The organism is Crocosphaera sp. XPORK-15E (assembly GCF_034931425.1).
Classification (GTDB): Bacteria; Cyanobacteriota; Cyanobacteriia; order Cyanobacteriales; family Microcystaceae; genus UHCC-0190.
Genome location: NZ_JAYGHQ010000067.1, coordinates 83885 through 103401, shown reverse-complemented (window position 1 = coordinate 103401; position 19517 = coordinate 83885). Strand labels below are relative to the sequence as shown.

The 19517-nt window shown below is 36.1% G+C and carries 17 protein-coding genes; 7 read left to right on the top strand and 10 right to left on the bottom strand.

The genetic code is table 11. The annotated features are described in order from the left end of the window. Positions 1-44 precede the first annotated feature (44 nt). A complete protein-coding gene (locus VB691_RS24895; RefSeq protein WP_323294215.1) occupies positions 45-1214 on the top strand; it encodes an RNA-guided endonuclease TnpB family protein in 1170 nt (389 codons plus the stop codon). A gap of 551 nt (positions 1215-1765) precedes the next feature. After that, positions 1766-2779 (top strand): potassium channel family protein, encoded by a 1014-nt coding sequence (locus VB691_RS24890; protein ID WP_323294214.1) that lies wholly within the window; start codon positions 1766-1768, stop codon positions 2777-2779. Between the two features lie 35 nt (positions 2780-2814). On the opposite strand, the gene uvrC is transcribed toward VB691_RS24890, so the two are convergent. The 5 genes from uvrC to VB691_RS24865 all read right to left on the bottom strand — a co-directional run bounded on the left by uvrC (position 2815) and on the right by VB691_RS24865 (position 7529). After that, complete coding sequence (gene uvrC / locus VB691_RS24885; RefSeq protein ID WP_323294213.1) at positions 2815-4677, bottom strand: excinuclease ABC subunit UvrC; 1863 nt, start codon at positions 4675-4677, stop codon at positions 2815-2817. Between the two features lie 52 nt (positions 4678-4729). Continuing rightward, positions 4730-5434 carry a 4'-phosphopantetheinyl transferase family protein gene (locus VB691_RS24880; RefSeq protein ID WP_323294212.1) on the bottom strand — a complete coding sequence of 235 codons (705 nt, stop codon included), beginning with the start codon at positions 5432-5434 and terminating at the stop codon, positions 4730-4732. 28 nt (positions 5435-5462) lie between these two features. Continuing rightward, on the bottom strand, positions 5463-6557 hold the full coding sequence (locus VB691_RS24875) for a HAMP domain-containing sensor histidine kinase (RefSeq protein ID WP_323294211.1): 1095 nt from the start codon (positions 6555-6557) through the stop codon (positions 5463-5465). A 167-nt stretch (positions 6558-6724) separates the two neighbouring features. Further along, positions 6725-7144, bottom strand: a complete 420-nt coding sequence (locus VB691_RS24870) for a DUF1824 family protein (protein ID WP_323294305.1) — start codon at positions 7142-7144, stop codon at positions 6725-6727. A gap of 61 nt (positions 7145-7205) precedes the next feature. Next, the gene (locus VB691_RS24865) at positions 7206-7529 is read right to left on the bottom strand and encodes a 2Fe-2S iron-sulfur cluster-binding protein (protein ID WP_323294210.1); all 324 of its coding nucleotides are present in this window, start codon (positions 7527-7529) and stop codon (positions 7206-7208) included. A 131-nt stretch (positions 7530-7660) separates the two neighbouring features. Between VB691_RS24865 and VB691_RS24860 the strand changes: the two genes are divergently transcribed. Continuing rightward, the gene (locus VB691_RS24860) at positions 7661-7873 is read left to right on the top strand and encodes a DUF2839 domain-containing protein (protein ID WP_323294209.1); all 213 of its coding nucleotides are present in this window, start codon (positions 7661-7663) and stop codon (positions 7871-7873) included. 75 nt (positions 7874-7948) lie between these two features. On the opposite strand, the gene crtR is transcribed toward VB691_RS24860, so the two are convergent. Continuing rightward, entirely contained in the window at positions 7949-8830 is an 882-nt protein-coding gene (gene crtR, locus VB691_RS24855) for a beta-carotene hydroxylase (RefSeq protein ID WP_323294304.1), read from the bottom strand. Positions 8831-9124: 294 nt separating this feature from the next. Between crtR and VB691_RS24850 the strand changes: the two genes are divergently transcribed. From VB691_RS24850 to VB691_RS24840, 3 genes are all read left to right on the top strand, one after another. Then, positions 9125-10504, top strand: a complete 1380-nt coding sequence (locus tag VB691_RS24850; RefSeq protein ID WP_323294208.1) for a Rieske 2Fe-2S domain-containing protein — start codon at positions 9125-9127, stop codon at positions 10502-10504. Positions 10505-11053: 549 nt separating this feature from the next. After that, positions 11054-11284 carry a photosystem II protein, Psb35-related gene (locus VB691_RS24845; RefSeq protein WP_323294207.1) on the top strand — a complete coding sequence of 77 codons (231 nt, stop codon included), beginning with the start codon at positions 11054-11056 and terminating at the stop codon, positions 11282-11284. Positions 11285-11587: 303 nt separating this feature from the next. After that, a complete protein-coding gene (locus VB691_RS24840; protein ID WP_323294206.1) occupies positions 11588-11926 on the top strand; it encodes a hypothetical protein in 339 nt (112 codons plus the stop codon). A gap of 89 nt (positions 11927-12015) precedes the next feature. Here VB691_RS24840 and VB691_RS24835 read toward each other — a convergent pair whose 3' ends face one another. The 3 genes from VB691_RS24835 to VB691_RS24825 form a co-directional block, all read right to left on the bottom strand. Next, positions 12016-12270, bottom strand: coding sequence for a SemiSWEET transporter (locus tag VB691_RS24835; protein ID WP_323294205.1), 255 nt, complete (start codon positions 12268-12270; stop codon positions 12016-12018). Positions 12271-12431: 161 nt separating this feature from the next. Continuing rightward, positions 12432-15011, bottom strand: a complete 2580-nt coding sequence (locus VB691_RS24830; RefSeq protein ID WP_323294204.1) for a DUF3536 domain-containing protein — start codon at positions 15009-15011, stop codon at positions 12432-12434. Positions 15012-15309: 298 nt separating this feature from the next. Further along, a complete protein-coding gene (locus tag VB691_RS24825) occupies positions 15310-15723 on the bottom strand; it encodes a response regulator (protein WP_323294203.1) in 414 nt (137 codons plus the stop codon). A gap of 175 nt (positions 15724-15898) precedes the next feature. Here VB691_RS24825 and VB691_RS24820 point away from each other — a divergent pair, with 175 nt between their 5' ends. Continuing rightward, entirely contained in the window at positions 15899-16696 is a 798-nt protein-coding gene (locus VB691_RS24820; RefSeq protein ID WP_323294202.1) for an actin family protein, read from the top strand. A 16-nt stretch (positions 16697-16712) separates the two neighbouring features. Here the strand turns inward: VB691_RS24820 and VB691_RS24815 are convergent, their stop codons facing one another. Further along, on the bottom strand, positions 16713-19511 hold the full coding sequence (locus VB691_RS24815) for a hybrid sensor histidine kinase/response regulator (RefSeq protein ID WP_323294201.1): 2799 nt from the start codon (positions 19509-19511) through the stop codon (positions 16713-16715). Positions 19512-19517 lie beyond the last annotated feature (6 nt).

Below are 19517 nucleotides of genomic sequence, written 5' to 3'. Positions count from 1 at the left end.
TGCAACTCTATAATCAGAGTATACATCAAAATTGAGTTAAAGTAATGAAACAAAGGTATCGTTTTAGGATCTATCCGACAGACCAACAGAAATGGCATTTAGCCAAACTGTTCGGATGTTGTCGGGTAGTTTTTAATGATGCTTTAGCTCATTGCAAACAAGAGTATCGAGAGGGGAAGAAAAAACCAGATAGCAAACTACTTTCTAGTCGGTTAACGAGCCTCAAAAAGACAGAAGAAAAGATTTGGTTAGGTGAAGTTTCTGCCGTTCCTTTGCAACAAAGTCTTAGGGATCTAGATATAGCTTTTAAGAACTTTTTTGATTCTTGTACAGGAAAAAGAAAAGGTAAAAAAGTTAAACCTCCAAAATTTAAAAAGCGTAAGTCTAAACAATCAGCTAAATTTACTAATAATGGCTTTAAAGTTAATCAGCACAATGTATACTTGGCTAAGATAGGTAAATTAAAGATAGTTTGGAGTAGAGAATTACCCTCTAAACCATCGTCTGTTACCGTAATTAAAGACAGTGCTGATAGATATTTTTTGAGTTTTGTATGTGAAGTTAATCCTATTCCATTAACACCTAATAATAACTCAACACCTCGACTACGCTCGGTGTTGAAGCTGAGCGGAGCCGAAGCTTCAATAGGAGTAGATTTAGGTATCATTGATTTTGCTACATTAAGTAATGGTGAAAAGATTAAAGCACCCAAACCTTTAAAGTCTAACCTTAAACAATTAAGAAGACTTCAAAAAAATTTATCACGCAAGCAGAAAGGGAGTAAAAGACGCGAAGTAGCAAGATTAAAAGTAGCTAAATTACACGCAAAAATAACCGATATTAGAACTGACTTTTTGCATAAACTATCGACTAAACTAATTCAGGAAAACCAACTGATAGCTTTAGAAGATTTAAACGTTAGTGGAATGGTTAAAAATCGTAAGCTTTCCCGTGCTATCTCAGATTTAGGGTGGCGTAGTTTTCGTACCATGCTAATAGCTAAAGGTGAAATGTATGGGCGAGACGTTAGGGTAATTAATCGATGGGAACCAACTTCTCAAACTTGCTCTTGTTGTGGAGAAAAAGGAGGTAAAAAAGAACTCTCAATCAGAGAATGGACTTGCCTTTTTTGTAATAAGTGGTCGGACATAATTAAACGAATACAACTTGTAGGGTGGGCATTGCCCACAATAACCTCTAGATCAGCGTTTTAGCCTTTTGGTGGGCAATGCCCACCCTACGCTTATTTATGTCCGACCACTTAGTATTCACGATAGAGATATTAACGCTTCAACGAATATTTTAAGTGTCGCGGAAAGACATTCTGAGACGAAAAACGGACGTGGAGAAAAGGTCAGACTTTCGCAAAAGAAAGCACATTTCTGTGAAGCGTCAACCCACCTAAAGTACGAACAATTAAGTTTGTTCTAGTAGGAATCACCGCCCTAAGCGCGATAGCGAAGGGCGCGTGAGGATGTCAAATTAACTATTCTGACTCCTTACTCCTGGCTCCTAAACTCTACCATAACCCAGTTTCGTCGAACTCACGTTGATCTTAGATCTTGCACCATGATTGAAAAACAACAAATCCCCGACTTTTAAAGCCTAAAACCCTGATAAACTCGTTAATATTTTGCAAAAAGTCGGGGATTTTAGACTAGGTGCAAGATCTCAGTTGATCAGCAAAAAAAACCGTTAAATTAAGTATGTACTTTCTTATGTCTTGTCTTCGATGCAAAGTGTTTATTTGAAATTTTTGCCGATTGTGATAGCAATTTTCGCTTTCATTGCTAGTCTGATTACCTTACTATTATGGAGTGAAAATGGATTCATGTCAAAAGCAGCCGCTTGGGAGGTTGTAGAGAATGCCATTATCACCCTAATGGGGGAATATCCAGAGAAACCGACAACAATTACGGGAAGAGTTATCCAATTGTTTCTTTTAGTTTTTGGAACCTTGGCTTTTGGAACCATTGTTGGCAAGATTTCCTCATTATTTATCGCTCATGCTCTTTTACAGGAGAAAGTTGTGAAGAATTTTAACGACCATATAATTATCTGTAACTGGAATAACAAAGCTCCGACAATTATCCATCAGTTGCTTGAGGCTAATAAGCATCACCAAAGAGACATTGTGATCATTTCTTCATCAGTTATCGAAGACCTTGATGATTTGGAAAGTCAGAGGAATGTCTATTTTATTCAAGCAGATCCTACCCATCATGTTACCTTAGAAAAGTTTCAAGCTTCTCAAGCTAAAGCCATCATTCTCTTAGCCGATGAAGAAACTGAAGGTCCCGATGAAAAAAACGCTCTAATTGCCTTGGCGATTAAACATCTCGAACAAATCCCTAACCGACAAAAAGATATTCACGTCGTTGGAGAGTTGGTCAATTTAGGCCGTCGGCGACATCTGAAAGAAGCGGGTGTTGATGAAGTAATTTCAGCGCGAGATTACAGTTCAGGAATTATTGCTCAAAGTGCTGTATTCAAAAATATGTCTGTGGTTTATCAGCAACTACTAACTTATTCAGATTGCTCCAATGAGTTTTATTATATTACCCCAGAGCAGTATCCAAAATATTTACTGGGTAAAACGTTTATAGAACTGAGTAAATGGATTAGTAATGATCTTGGATCTCATGAAGAAAATCCCTTGATTCTAATTGGTATTAAACGAGGAAATGGAGAGATCCTACTGAATCCAAAACAAAGTCATTTTCAGAGACTTGCAGCCGAAGATTCACTCATTGTCATGGCTTATCATCAACCTATGTAGGGCTTGCTGAAAAAGTATTCTAGTGAGAAAGATCCTTAAGCTTCAGGATGAAAGTAATGATAAATATCTCTTGCTAAAGCGGGGCCAATACCTGATACTTCTTGTAATTTTTCAATAGAAGCCTCTCGAATATAATCAAGAGAATGGAAATGAGCTAATAATTGTTTTTGTCTTTGAAAACCTAAATTGGGGATTTCATCTAACCGCGATCGCCGACTTTTTTTAAGTCGTTGTTGACGGTGAAAATTAACAGCAAATCGATGGGCTTCATCCCTAACTCTCCTTAATAATTGTACCCCTGGTTGTTCCGGTTCAGTTACTAATGGGTGAGACTCTCCAGGTAAAAAGATTTCTTCTCGTTGTTTGGCTAAACTAATCACATTTAAAAACGGAAAAAGCTTCAGATCTTGTAACACTTTAATTACAGAAGAAAGTTGTCCTTTTCCTCCATCAATCATAATTAAATCGGGATAATCTGCTAACTTTAATAATTCTTCCTCTGTTTTATTTTGATAGGAACGAAAACGGCGATCAATTACTTCAGCAAGACTGGCAAAATCATCGGAATGACCAATCGTAACAGTAGGATTTTTTATCTTATAATGACGATAGGATTGTTTTGCCGGAACTCCATCAATAAACACTACTTGAGAAGCAACAGCATTTGATCCTTGAATATGGGAAATATCATATCCTTCAATGCGACGGGGTAAGTCGGATAAATTTAATAATTGGGCGAGATCTTCTAGGGCTAATAAATTCTGTTCTACATGACGCTGAGTTTTTGCTAATTCATAACCCGCATTCCGTTCAACTAAACTAATTAACTCGGCTTTTTGTTGTCGTTGAGGAACAATAAAATTAACTTTACGGCCTTTTTTTTCACTCAACCATTGAGCCAGAATTTCTGTTTCTGGTAACTCATATTGAACTAAAATTTCACTGGGAATTTCCACCTGCTCAACTTGCCAATAATGTTCTTCTAAAACCCGTTGTAAAATATTGCCTGGAGTGCCTGACTCGGTATCAGCAAAAAACCCTAATCTTCCCACTAAACGCCCTGCCCGAATTTGAAACAATTGAATACAAGTGTATTGTTCATCTGCTGCTAAAGCGATCGCATCTTGTGACACAGTATCATCAGGTAAAGCGACTTTTTGATCAATTCCTAAGACATTGAGGGCTTTAATTTGATCTCGAATTTGGGCTGCTTGTTCAAAATTTAGGGCAGTTGCAGCTTTTGCCATTTGTTCTTGCAGTTTAGCGAGTAATTCTTCTGTACGTCCTTGGAAAACCATGGCCACTTTTTCCACAATTTTATGGTAATCATTAGGGGTAATTAAACTTTGACAAACCCCTGGACAGCGACCAATATCATAATTTAAACAGGGGCGATCTTTAAATAGGGGACGGGGACGCTGACGTAGGGGAAAAATGCGTTTAACGAGGTGTAAAGTGGAACGAAGATGATGAGTATCAACATAGGGGCCATAATAGCGATCGCGTTGATTATTTAAGCGTCGTTTACGGGTAATAAAAATTCTCGGATAAGCTTCCGACCAAGTAATACAAACATAAGGATATTTTTTATCATCTTTTAGGAGAACATTAAAGTAGGGTTGATGTTGTTTAATTAGGTTTGCTTCTAAGGCTAAGGCTTCTGCTTCTGTATCGGTTACAATAAATTCAATATCTGCTATTTGTTGCACCATTAAGGCAATACGGGGGCTGTGGGGTTGACCATTTTGGAAATAGGAACGAACCCGCGATCGCAGTTTTTTTGACTTCCCAATATAGAGAATTTCCCCTCGATGATCTCGCATTAAATAGACACCAGGTTCAGAAGGAAGGGTCTTTAAACGGTGTTCTAAACTGTCAGAAATGGGTAAGGATATCATAAGGGGTTTAAAGCATTTAATTATTAATTGCTATTTCTTATTTGTTACTTAGTCAATAGTCAGCTTTCCAATAGCTAACATTTCCTAAGTTTCCTGCAACAACTATCGCGGCTAAATAATCAGTTTGGGGAGTAAAAGACAATAATTGCCAATGAGGTAGATTAATTAATTGTAGCGGAGAATCAAGGAAAATTTCTACTTTATCTAAACCTCCGCTAATTCCCTCCCCTGTTGCTTTTAAATAGGCTTCTTTGGCTGTCCATAATTGAAAGAATGCTTTGTCTTTATCAGGAGAAGAAAGAGTGTTAATTTTTTCAGCTTCTTGAGGGCAAAAAAAACGCTTAGCTAGTTGTTCTGCATCAGGCATCGGTCTTATATATTCTACATCAACTCCAATCAGGCGATCGCAAGTAATTCCATAAATAGCTAATTCTTGAGAATGAGATAAATTAAATTCTATTTTTTGAGAATTGATTTCATTACTTAATTTAGGTTTACCCAAAGGACTATATTCAAAAGTAATCTGATCGGGGGGAATATTTAAGTAACGACTTAAAATGATTTTTAGGGTACTTCTCGCAACAATAAAGCGTCTTTGATGTTGTTCAAATTGAAATCTTTTTGCCTTAATTTGTTCTTGATCATTGAGAATGTGGAAGCGTTCGTCAACTTGATCTTTAGATAAATCAAGATTCATGCACCAAAGATTAACATCAAGATTATTTAGAGTAATAGATTTAGTTGGAAAAGACCACATAAATTATTTTTAAACGTCTTCAAATAGGTTAAATAATGGGCAGAGAAAAGCGAAAACAACTACCTTTTCCTACTTCGCTTTCTACTTCAATTACACCCCCTTGTAATTCTACCAGACGGCGGGTAATTGCTAGGCCAATTCCTGTCCCACCAGAATAACGAGATCGAGATTTATCTGCTCGCCAAAACCGTTCAAAAACAAAGGGTAAATCTTCAGAGTTAATACCAATTCCTGTATCAATAATAGCGACCCAAATTTTATGTTTATCTCGCCAAGCTTGTACTGTAATGCTTCCTGTTTCAGTATAACAAATCGCATTACCTAATAAGTTGATTAAAATTTGTTCTGTGCGATCACTATCAGCTAAAACTGCGGGTAATTCGGGAGGACATTTTAACTGAATGATCGGGCCATCCTCCATAATTTGATCAGAAAATTTATCTACCAATGATGTTAATAAAGGAACCAAATAAATTTGATGTAAACTAATAGATAAATAACCCGCTTCTGCTTTAGAAAGTTCTTGGAGATCATGAATTAATCTTTCTAAACGTCGAGTTTCTTGAATAAGACGGACATAAAGTTCAGGAGAAGATTCTACCGTTCCGTTAGATAATTCTTCTAAATATCCTCTCACAACTGTTAAAGGTGTGCGTAATTCATGGGTCATATCACTAATTAATTCACGTCGTCTTTTTTCCACATCTTCTAAACTACTTGCCATGAGATTAAAGCTATTTCCTAACTGATTCCATTCAGGAATTTCACTTTCTGGCATTCGTTCATCTAAATGACCTTCTGCTAATTTTATTGTAATATCTTTCATCTGATTTAGAGGTTTCATAATACGACGAGAAGCCCAATAACTGAGTCCTCCTGATGCACTTACCCCAAAAATTACTGACCAAACAGCACTATTATCCCACGCTGTTTCAAAGCCTTTTACTAAATAAGTTCTCGCTGAACGAACGGTAAAAAATCCCCGTTGTTCGAGTTGTTCTAAGCGTACAACAAACATTCGAGGAGAGGAAATTTTAGCAATACAAATAAAACTCCCTAATCCCACAAACATGACCAATAAATGGGATAAAAATAAGCGAGTTCCAAGACTAAGTTTTGCCATTGATAGGTTAGACTCAATTTTATTATTGTTTTCAATTACTTTTTATTATACCCGATCAATATAAATTAAGACTTATCAACCGAGATATTGTGTAGGGGCTTAATAATATTAAGCCCTAAGATTGAATTCTATTTTACAGTTGCTTTAATTTTGATTGTCCACTATCTTTAGTCAAATAAATTCAAGGAAAAATGACCATAAGTTCCCATTAAAGTCGGGTCTTCACATTGACAAGAAATTAAAACACCGCGATAACTTCCCGTATAAGAATCAACATAATAAGACATTTTTGCCGTACTAAATTTGAGATAAATTGGAGTTTGTTTGGGGAGAGAAGTCTTAATATCTAATTCATCAGAATAACCCAAGGCTTTAAGATAACTTTTAAGAGCTTTAAAGCCTTCCTGAGAATTATCAGCGCAAATGCCAAGATTTTGAGTATCGCAAAGACTTGATACTAATTTAATCGCTTGACGCAATTTTTCTTCCTCGGAGTTAGAGTCAACAATATTAACGTGGGGACAGCTATAATCTGCCATAATTTTTTGGGCTTCATCAACAGTTAAAGTCGTATTAGGTTGAGTCATCATATTAGGAGTAAGTAAGTTAACAGTAATAAAAATAAGTCCTTTTAACAGGTGTGAATCCCTAAGAATGCAAATATAAAGCATCTTTATAAAGGACAGATTCTTGATGGGTTTCTAAGACACAATCTGAGCGCGGATAGGTAACACAAGTAACCGTATAACCGGCCTTAATCTCATCTGAATTGAGAAATGTTTGCTCACTTTGATCGATTTTTCCTTCAATTAGTTTGGCCACACAAAGAGAACATTCTCCTTGAAGACATCCCGATGGTAAGCGCATTCCTGCCATTTCAGCCATATCTAAAATGTACTGATCGTCAGGCACTTCTAGAATGCGATCGCTCTGAGTAATGGGATTGATTAACCGAACTCGATAAACTGCCATCGCTCCCCCAAAAGCTGTATCTCATTATTTATGCTACGACGGGAGGGGACATCAGAAAACTAACCTGCCAAAGTTTTTAATATTTCTCCTGAAAAGGTTATGATCAAAATAGATGAGTTATGGCATGACTGATGGGTGAAGCAAAACGTCGTAAAACAGCTTTAGGCGAACAGTATGGTCAAGAGGAACGCATTTTGTCATGGGTTCCTATCACGAAACGTCAAGCGGATGCCTTCTACCAATGGACAACGCGAGGAGCTTGGCTTGGTATTGGGGGGATGGTCGCGCTTTGGCTAACGGTGCGTGTTATTGGCCCTCTTTTCGGTTGGTGGGAAGTTCATTGACACTCCCACCGTCAAGCTAACGCTGTGACGGGGGATTATTGGTTCATCCAGATAATTCATGAACTCAATTGAGGATTAAGACTTTTTATGATGAAATCGAATCCCTAAAAAGACATCATAGAGGAAGTTCCAGAGATTTTTTCTTTCTAATAAACCTAAAGATTGCTCACATCCTTTGGCATCTAATAAAGGTTTAGTTGCATGATAAGCAGGTTGATATTTATACCAAGGAATCGACGGCCAAAGATGATGAATTAAATGATAATTTTGCCCAAAAATCATGAGGTTTAAAACCGCACTAGGGTAAACTCTAGCATTTTTCCAACGATCACGTTCATGAAAAGGACGATGGGGCAAATAATCAAAGAATAACCCTAAAGCAACCCCGACAACTAAGGCAGGAACAAACCAAAAATTCATGACATAGCCAATAAATCCGTAATGAATAGCAAGAAACACAACTGTAAACAAAAATAATCTACTCAAAAACCACTCCAATAATTCGTATTTTTTCCACAAACGACGCTTAAAAAAGAAGATTTCGTGGTAAAAAAAACGCGTGGCAATTAACCACAATGGCCCCCCGGTTGAAACAAAATGATCGGGATCATTATCAGGATCATTAACATGGGCGTGGTGTTGTAAATGAACCCTTGTAAAGACAGGAAAGGCAAAACCTAACATTAACGCGCTACCATGACCCAAAATGGCGTTAATCACGCGATTTTGATGGGCAGCATTATGAGAGGCATCATGAATCACTGTACCCGACAGATGAAGGGCAAGAACATCAGAAATAAAACATAGCCAACTCGGCCATCCCCATAACCAATAACCACAAATTGACAAAGCAATGAGGGACAAGGCGGTAAAAAACATTGCCACATTGGGGTTAAACCCCCCTGGGGGTTTGAGAAACTCCTTGGGGACTGTTTGCAGCGTCTCGGCCGACTGCATAGCGGTTTCTTGCTCCTTTAGCAACATTATCATTGATCTTTGAGTAGTTTACAGGATAACAGACTTTTAATAAAGATTTGTAACATTATCTCATCTTATGTAAAGATGGAGTACAAATCACAAATTATCAAGGTTAGGCCATAGTTCATTCCTTGAGCAAATAAGACTGTCGATCCAAGATAGCCTAAATTTTTGTCATAATATCAGTACAGCCTGAGTATTTTAATTATTACTAATGGTCTATCTTCTGCATTAATTGAGTATTAAGAAGCATAAATCAAGATTTTAAGCATTATGACAACGCAATTTTCCTGGACTCAAAATTGGTATCCTATTAGCCCTTTAAGTTATCTCGATCCGGCGATTCCTACTCCTGTTACGCTTTTAGGTAAAAAGTTAGTTATTTGGCGGGATAAACAACAGAAATGGGTGATCATGGATGATCAATGTCCCCATAAATTAGCACCCCTTTCTATGGGAAAAATACAAGCAGATGGCACGTTAATGTGTCGCCATCATGGTTGGTGTTTTGATGAAACAGGAAATTGTACTAAAATTCCGATGTTAGCTGGTAATGAAGGGTTAGAAACTGCTTGTAAAAGTTCCCGATCAAAAGTTACAATTTATCCCACCCAAGTTAATCAAGGATTATTATGGGTATGGCCCGATAGTAGTGAAACTGCCTTTACAGATTGTCAGTTAAAACAACCTGCAATTATTCCAGAATGTGGTCTAGATGTAACTGCAACTGACTGGCATTTGTCAGAAGTTCCGGTCGGTTATATTGTGTCTTTTGAAAGTAGTTTTGACCCTTCCCATGCTCAATTTCTTCATGAAGGAATAGCAGGATTTTCTCCTGATAAAACTGTGCCTATTACAACTTTTGAAACAGTAGGAGAAATTTCAGCAGAGGCAGGATTTACCTTAAAACATAGCGGTTATAATCTGTTTAATAAGGATATGGAGGCAACGAGAAAGTTTAGTCCTCCTTGTTGTAATACCACAATTTATCGTTATCCTAACGGAAGTCTTTTCCTATTTCAATTATATTTTATTCCCACAAAACCAGGTTATTGTCGTTACATTGGCAAGTTTATTTCTAATAGTAGTTTTTCTCAAAATAATTTTTTCTTAGATCTACTACCTAAAAATTTACGCACAGGCTTACAACATTTATCAAACTATCAATTAAGCGATCAAGATTTAACGGTGATGCACGGTCAAGAAACCTTACAATCATCCTTAGATAAACCTTGGAATAAAGCTTATTTTTTACCTGCTCCTGCTGATATTGGGATTTTGACCTTTAGAAAGTGGTTAGATGAATTTGCAGGGGGAAAACCTGCTTGGCAAAATGGCGAAGAAAAGTCCTATCAAGGCTTGACAGATGAGCAATTATATGATCGTTGGAATCGACATACTAAATATTGTCCGAGTTGTCGTAGTTCTGTGGTTTTATTAGAAAAGATTAAGCAATATTCTCGCTATTTAACCATCTTTTTTGTGATTTTAACCTTGTTATTTTTTGTGATCGGTATCTCAGTTAAATTAGCTGTTGTTTCAACTATATTGGCAATTTTAAGTTTATTGGTTTCTGCTGTATCTGATGATTTCCGTCATCGTTTTTTAAGTAGTCTTCCTAAAAATGGACTACCACAGATGAAACTTTATTAGTGAGAAATACTAGAATAAGCGGGGTTGATATCCTTGAATATTTGGCTTTTGAATAATGATTTCGGTTCTACCGAACTTGTTATGCTAAATCAACACCCACATACAGACTGAAGCCTGATACTATAGAAACCAAGTACCAAGTCTCCTTTCGGGGACTAAATTTAACCCGCGTAGGCGGGTTTTGTCTGTATAGCTTAACCCTTAAGGGTTTGAGCCTATATTTTTTAATAGTTTTACATAGCAGGTTCGGTAGAGCCACTATTTTTAAACAATACGATTAATGTTTAACTCTAACGAAGATATTGCTGATTTTAAAACATTAAAAAGCGACGTTAGACAGAGAAAAACAGTATTAATCAGAGATAGATATCATATATAGAGTCAAAAACCTCAAAAAAGATTTATTTAACCTTGAAACGGAAGATTAGGTGAAACCCGCAGCCATCTGGTGTAAAAACCGTATATAGATTAGATTGACTTCTTTGGCAATATTCTGTTACATTTATTTACATAAGAGTTAAATAAACTTAACAAACGGAGTAAATCATTATGTTAACCCTAGTAATTTCCTTATTAGTCGTCGGTTGGGTTGCGGCTGCTGTAATTGGCACCCAGGCTTATTTTCGCGGTGAACAAACCAAACCTATCCATGAAAGAAACTGGCGTTCTGAGTCCTTTGAAATCTTAGCGAAGTCAGTGACAGGTAAAGAAGTTGATAGCGATCGCATTCCCGCCTTCCAAATTGATGCTTATGGTAGTCAAAATTTACCCAGCAGCTAAGTGATTAAACAAACTTCTGACGAATGACTTCGTTATCTAATCAGTCAACAATTAGATTAAGTATCTTTTAATCTAATTATTTTAGCCTTTTCATAAGCCCTTAATGGCTTATGAAAAACTAATCTTTTGTTAATATTTGTTCTTAAAACAGTATATTTGGGTTATAGATTTTTACAAAAATGTAACTAATCTATGATAATCTTAATAATTCGATAATTAGTCATCATTTGCAGACTTTAAATAAGAGGATTTTTACCTTCATAAGTTACAATAGCTACAGAATTCTATCCAAGGAATGTAGCTATGAAGTCAACAAATAGCCGAGCGATGGAAATTCAGCAAGTGACAGGACTCAAACCGAAGCACTTTGCTGATTTAGTAAGAGCATCACAACTTATTTTTGATCCCAGTGGGGGAGTCTTCGGGAGGCAGTTTCAGGTTGATTTGTCTGTGTTTGGTTTATCCAATCATGTGATCGACAATTTGAGACAATTAGGACAAAAATATCAGTATGCTTCCCCTCATATTCCCATCGATATTATTTGGGAACAATTAACCCCCGAAACCCGCAGTTGGTTTATTGATCATAAAAACATTATCTGGAAAATTGAGGAAGCTTTTCCGGCCCGTGACGAAGATTAGATTTCCTTAGACTTAGTGATTTTATCCCGCACAAACTTGATTAATTTTTCTTCAGTTTAATCAGTTTAAGATGCGGGATTTTTTTTGAATTATTTATATTTAAGTTTCAAAACTAAGATTGGGAATGCCAGAATAAAGGTAGCAACATTAGTCATAATAAGAGGAAGATTTTGGATAAATACGCCATAAATTATCCAGAGTATAAGTCCCGTACAAAAGAGGAGAAACATTTCTAAGGAAATATCTTTAGTTGAGCGAGTTTTCCAGGTTTTTAGGAATTGGGGAAAAAAGGAAATTGTTGTTAATGTACCAGCAATTAGACCAATCCAGGTAATAGAATTCATGGTGACTAAGTTAGGGATTTTTTAATGGTTTTAGTTTAGGCTGTGTTGTATCTTCAGACTGTTTATTAGTAACACAATGACTAAATTTATCTCAAAACAAGTCAAAAATAAATATAGAGACGTTTAATGAAACGTCTCTACAAAATTAGCAATCTAACTAATTACAACCAAGGACTAACATTAATGCCCAAAGTTGCCCCTAAATTTAACAAAGGACAGAGTTGAGAAGGAGTCCAACGACAAGCGGGAAGACTTTCTTGCTTGCCATTACCATCAACACAATTCGGCACAAATTGTTCATACAAGAACTGATAATAAAGCTCTTGTACTTTATCCAAAGATAAGTCTAGATTCAATTGTTTCCCAAGTTCAATCATTCGTTCCAGGGGCTTAATTTCCTGTTCTAAATCAACCGAACTTTCATCATTTAAAACTTGCCCTAAAATTTTAAGAATTAACCGTTCTAGAGTTTGTTTTGCTTCAGGAACATCTAACACACAAGAGAGATGACTCGCTTCTGTCGCAAGGATCGTTAATTCCTCTAAATGGGTATCTTTTACCGTTTGCTCCTCAAGGCTTTTTTCTAAGGCCCGAACTGTCGTTAAACAGCGATGAGATAAGGCAATTTCAGCAGCGACTTGTAACTCTTTTGGAACAGGAATTTCATCCCGATGAAAAGCGGCTAAAATGCTGTAATTATCTCGATAAACTTGGGTATAAAGTTGATCCAAATGTTGCTTAGTTTTCACCGTTAATAGGTTCATAATACGATGACGTTCTTCCGCAAACAAATGTTGTAAACTAAAAGACTGTTCCCCAAAGAGTTTACCCATTGCTAAGATAATTTGGGCCGCACTTGCTTGTTTAAAGAGATCAAATAATTGTTCTTTAATCTCGCTATAGGATAAACGTCCATTAAAGGGTTGAATACAACAATGAAAGTCCCAACCTCCTAAATGTAAGACGGCAAAAGTAAAATGATGACTTTCCCAAGTAATTTTTGAGGTTAATTTTACCTGTCCTACTGCTAAAGTTAAAGTTCCTAATTGTTGCTTTTCGTAGTCAAATTGCTGAGCATCATAACAGTAAACTTGTTGTTGAGGAAGATACTTGGTAAACAGGGAACTAATGGCATAATGAGCCGCTACCTGTTGGAAATTAACCTGGGAAGAAACCACCAAATGATAGTAAACATCTGCCCCATCTTTGTAGGTTTCTACATTACTCGGCGCAGCAGCTAAACGGCTAATAAATTCCTTCTCTAAATTCAACCCTGCAACTTCTCCAGCTAATTCTAAAGCCCGGGCCGCATAGCGTAAAATTTGGGTTCCTTCAGGACGAGAAATCTCCTCAAAAAACCAGCCACAACTGGTATACATTAATAACGAATGACGCTGCACTTCTAATAATCGTAAAGCATCAATTTGTTCCGCAGGGGAAAGGGCATGACGTTGATGACGACTGAGGAATTCTTCGACATTTTCCACAGAGCGATCTAAGATTACTTTAATATATTCATCTCTCGCCCGCCAAGGATCATTAAACAGTTGGCCCGCTGTCTGTTCATAGGTGGGAATTAATTGATCTCTTAACCAGTCTAAGGTATCTCTGAGGGGTCGCCGCCATTTTTGGTGCCATTCCCCACCACCACCGCAACCACAGTCATCTTGCCAACGATCCACCCCGTGCATACAACTCCAGGCGGTGACGGGCTTTAATTCTACTTCCCAAACGGGGGGACAAATGCTTAAATAATGGGCGTAATTGGTAACAGTCCAGTTTCTTTGGGGAAATTCGACCGTAAAAGCATAGGCAATACATCTTTCTTTGTCTCGCTTATGATGGCCAAAGGTTTCGCCGTCGGTGCCAATGCTGATAATTTGAGACTTACGATGATCCCCTTTGATAGCGCGGCCAATTCTTCCCGCTAAATGTTGGGAACTCTCCAACACATCCCCAAAGCCAATATCGCCGGAAATCGGGCCATCATAGAAGAATATATCTAAATATCGTCCATCTTTAATAAAACAGCGATAGGGACGGGTGGGATCAATTTGTCCCCCACCCACTTCATGCCATTCGGGGTTAGATGTCTCCTCTGTGGCAAAGGGACGGCATCTCTCGGCTTGAGTTGGAGCTAAAACGATGAATTTGATGTCTTCATCGATTAACACCTCTAAGGTGGCATAATCAACGGCTGTCTCGGCTAACCACATTCCTTCGGGGTTACGACCAAAACGATGACGAAAATCAGCTTTTCCCCAACGAATTTGGGTGTATTTGTCCTGTTTGTTGGCTAAGGGCAGGATAATATGATTGTAGACTTGAGCGATCGCATTGCCATGACCATTCAACCGTTGACAACTCTTGTGATCGGCTTCAATAATGCGCTGGTAAGTTTCGAGATCATGGGTTTGTAACCAGGACATCAAAGTAGGGCCGATATTGAAGCTTAAATACTCAAAATTATTAACAATACCGATTAATTCCCCTTGAGGGTTGAAAATTCTCGCAAAAGCATTGGTACGATAACATTCATGGGCAATGCGTTCATTCCAGTTACGAAACGGATAAGCACTGGGTTGTCGTTCAATGGTATCTAAATAGGGGTTTTCCCTGGGAGGTTGATAAAAGTGACCATGAAGGGTGACATAAACCCCTGTCGCTGTCGTTAAGGGGTTAACATTTTCTGCCCCTAAATTAGCCTGGGTAGTCGTATTCTGATCCGCAAGATATGTCATAGAAAATACCTGATTAAAGTTGTTTTTTTCCTTAGCCGTTGATAGAGTAGGGATGAAAGCTAGGACAATTTTTGGGGAATTAGGAAATGTAATGTAATGATGACGAATTTGAAGAATTAGATTCCCCTCAGGCTAATTTAGCACGTTTTCATCTGAGATTTCTGTATCTAAATCAACCCTAACTCCACTCAGCTTAACTGTTGATTGTTAATGACTCTATTTCTAAAGAAAATCTTAATTTTTTTTCAGAGCAATTATTTTAGATTTATTCTCAAAAGAAATCTACAAGATTAGACCTCTATTTGTTTTCTTGCAGTTTTTTAATAATTTGTAATTGATTTTCTACTCTAGCGATAACTTCTTCCGTAGCAAAAGGCTTCACAATATAATCAACGCCTCCCATCTTAAACGCTTTGACTTTATCCATAACATCTTCCAATCCACTAACAAAAATTATGGGAATATCACGGGTTTGTTCATTAGCTTTGAATTGCTGGCAAATGGTATAACCATCCATATCTGGCATTTTAATGTCTAAAAGAATCAAATCAGGAGCTTCAGCCATAACGCTATTAATTCCTAATTTGGCACTAGGGGCAATTCGTACACGGTAATTTTGTTCAACTAAAATTTTTGTTAATAATTTTAGATTACTAGGATTATCATCAATGATTAAAATTTTGGCTTGTTTAATGTTCTTTTCTGTCATCATTTATCCTTCGATTTTCTAGATTATACTTTTTATACTTTTTATACTTTCCGGGGATTTTTTTGTAAAATTTATACTTTTTAGAATAAAATTTCTGAATGGTTTCTGATATTATTTATCCAGTAAGATTCAGTTAAACACCAAACACCAAATCAACCAAATACTGGGGTAAAAAATTATGAACTCACCGATCATTATCGACAGTAAACCTGATTATACTAGAGCAGGGTTATCAAGTGGTGATACGCCTACGGTCGTCTTCCCGACTAATTCTGTTACATCGAAAGCTCCAATGGATGCTTATGGTATGGTGACAAACTGGGATGGTATGAAGGATGTTTTATCTCATACCTTTAAGCAACTAGGTGTCGATCCATCCCAGCATTCTATCATTATTACTGAACCCCCTCTCAACTCAGAAGTCAATCGAGAAAAAATGACGCAAATTTTCTTCGAGACATTCAAGGTATCAGGATTTTATTTAATAATGAGGGAACTATTAGCCCTTTATGATGGGGGAAACCTTAACGGAACTGTCATAAACTTTGGGGAGAATGGTTCTTGTCTCGTTATAGTCCCTTGCTATCAAGGCTCTCCTTTCACCCATGCCATAATTCAATACTCTTTAAAAGAAAACAAGATTAACGACCAAGAAGTTGCAAATATCGCCGACAGAGTTTATGCTTCAATTTTTCGTTGCGATAGCGATGTACGTCACTCCCTTTATTCTAATATTATCCTCACTGGTAGCAGTTCTATGTATACAGGAATTTCTACAAAACTTCGGGATCGAGTTGCAGCATTAGCACCACCAAATGCAACAGTAAAAATTGTTGAAGCAAATGAACCGGAAAATGCAGCTTGGCGCGGAGGAGATAAGATGGCACCGCTCCTTAATGAGAATGGTTCTTGGATTACTAAGCAAGAGTATCAACAGTACGGGGCAAAGATTGTTCACGACAAGTGTTTTCAATAGCTAATTAATGTTAGCTTCAGTTCTTCTTGATACCCTGTTCAGTTAAGGTTAATAGTTGTTCAAACTCGTAATTATCTAGTAATTGTGTCAATTGTTGCCCCAAAACAGGATAATCACGACTAATTTCGGTAATTAGTTCTGAGGCTAACATAATATCACCTTTATAAATAGCTTCATACATTTTATCTAACCATGCTTGCGGTAACTGTTTTAAATCTTGAGGAGTCAGCAAGTCTTCCGAAGTCGGTAATAATGGAGCATCTACAGAAGATTCATAAATATAACGGAACCCTAAATGTTGATGTAATGCTTCAAATATTTCGATATCATTAAAAGGTTTGCGAATCAATCCATCACACCCGGCTTCATAAATCAATGTTTCTTTTTCTTCTAATACACTAGCAGTAACAGCAATAATAATTGTTGTTTTTCCTTGAGGTGTCGCTTTAATTTTCTCGGTTGCTTGAAAACCATCCATGACTGGCATTCTGATATCCATAAAAATTAAATCAGGATGCCATTTTTGCCAAATAGTAAAAGCTTCTTGTCCATTAGCAGCTTCTTTTAGAGAAAATTCTAGGGGTTGTAGCAGTTTCAATAATAACCGACGATTGGCTATATTATCATCTACAATTAAAATTTTGTAGTGGGGTTGCTTGGGTTCTAAACCTATCACTCGTTGTTGATTGACTGGACTTTTTATTTCATGATGATTAACTTCAATTAATTCGATAAAAAAGCGAAAAGTCGTTCCTTTACCAATCACACTTTGAACCGTAATTTTACCTCCCATTAACTTAATAAAATTTTCACTTATCGTTAATCCTAATCCCGTTCCTTCTTGAGATTGGGGTAAATTTTTGCATTGGTAAAATGATTTAAAAACCTTGTCTATTTCTTCTTGAGCAATTCCAATTCCTGTATCTTCGATCTCAAATATAAGGGTATTATTTTCTCTCGCTACTCGTAAAGATACCGTACCAGAATTAGTAAATTTAACGGCATTTCCAAGAATATTAATTAATATTTGTTTTAGTTTAGTTTCATCAGTTTTAATCCATTGAGGAACATTTGACTCTTTAGTAAAGGATAAGTTTAAATCTTTATTTCTAGCAGAAAGAAGAAAGATTTTTTTTAATTCATCCAGTAACTCATAAAGATTACAATTTGTCAGATCAAGAACAAATTTACCTGCTTCAATTTTTGACAAATTAAGAACATGATTAATTAAAGTGAGTAAATGTTCACCACTATGATGAATAATATTAACATTTTCTCGATAATCAGGAGATAACTTTTCCGAATCTTGCATCAATTGACTAAAGCCTAAAATTGCATTGAGAGGAGTCCGTAATTCATGACTCATATTGGCAATAAAGGTACTTTTAGCTTGATTAGCAGTTTCCGCTTTTTCCTTCGCTTCTCTTAACTGTATTTCATTTTCTTGCAGTTTTTTGGTACGTTCATTAACTTTTCTCTCTAAAATAATATTTTGTTCTTGAATTAATCTTTGATTTTGCTGAGATGCTTCTAAAGCTAAAAATAAGGCTTCTGTTTTCTCTTTTTTGATTAAGTTGATTATATCTGCTAACGCTAAAGAATATAATAAGACTAAGATAACAGTAGAAGTTAACTGACTGTCAACCGCCCATTCTGAAGAAGGCATGAGTTGTAAATTCTCTAAATTAGCAAATAGGAAAGAAGCAAAAATAGCAACCTGTGCTAACAAATAAAATCGAGCAGGTTGGTATCCTTTTTTATAAACCAAAAAACCAGTTATCAACAGAAAAACAATGATTAACAAAAGAGAAAGGATAAAAAATTTGTTGACTATAACTGGATTAATAGGAAATATAAGAAATAAAATTAAACAATAACTTTGTGCTACTACTGTTATCCGATATAGATTTAAAGAATTTGTTTTTAAATTAAGAAAATTTTTAGCAACTTCCAACAAAAGTATTACACTAGTTATATTAACGAAGGGAAATAATAAATTATTATTATAATTTGTCAATATATATTGTTCAAAAAAACCTTGACGCATCCCTTGATTTATAGTGGTAAAAATCACAAATAACACATAATAAAAATAACTTTTATCTCGCAAAGCGATAAACAAGAAAAAATTATAACCTATCATAATTAAAAGCATTCCATAGTGTAGCCCCAAAATAAATATCATTTTATTCTCTGCACGAAAAAATGATTCTCTTTCCCAAATAGCTAAGGGAAAATACATGGTAGTAATAGCGTTGAATCGAAAATAAAACGTCGTTTCTTCTTTTTGTGCTATGGGTAGGTTAAAAACAAAACTATGATGGGGAATATCTCTGGTTTTAAAAGGAAAAGCTTTACCTGTTTTTTTAACAATAAAATCTGATTTATCTGGAGTAGGAATATAAAAATCAATATAACCCATCCGTGCATCATTTAATACTAATAACCATTTAAGATCGGGATATGCTTCATTTTTAACGGAAAATCTAACCCAAAAATTACTGGGAGAGAAACCCAAGTTAGGGGTTTTTTGATTGTTGGGGATAAATTGACTTGAATATTCTGGAGAGGTAATTTCTTTAATAGTTAATTTGCGACTCTTATCTTCTAAAATATCTAAATTTAAGCTAATAGGATATTTAATTTTATTGCTTTTTAAAATAATGGGTCTATTTTCTGATTTAACCGAATAGCTATAACTCTTATTTTGTCGTAAAGTTAACAAGAGTAAAAAAGCTAATAAGAAAGCAAATAATAAGCTTAGTAATCTAATTTTTTTCTGATTTTCTCTTATCGGCTTGGCGTAATTAGACATAATTTA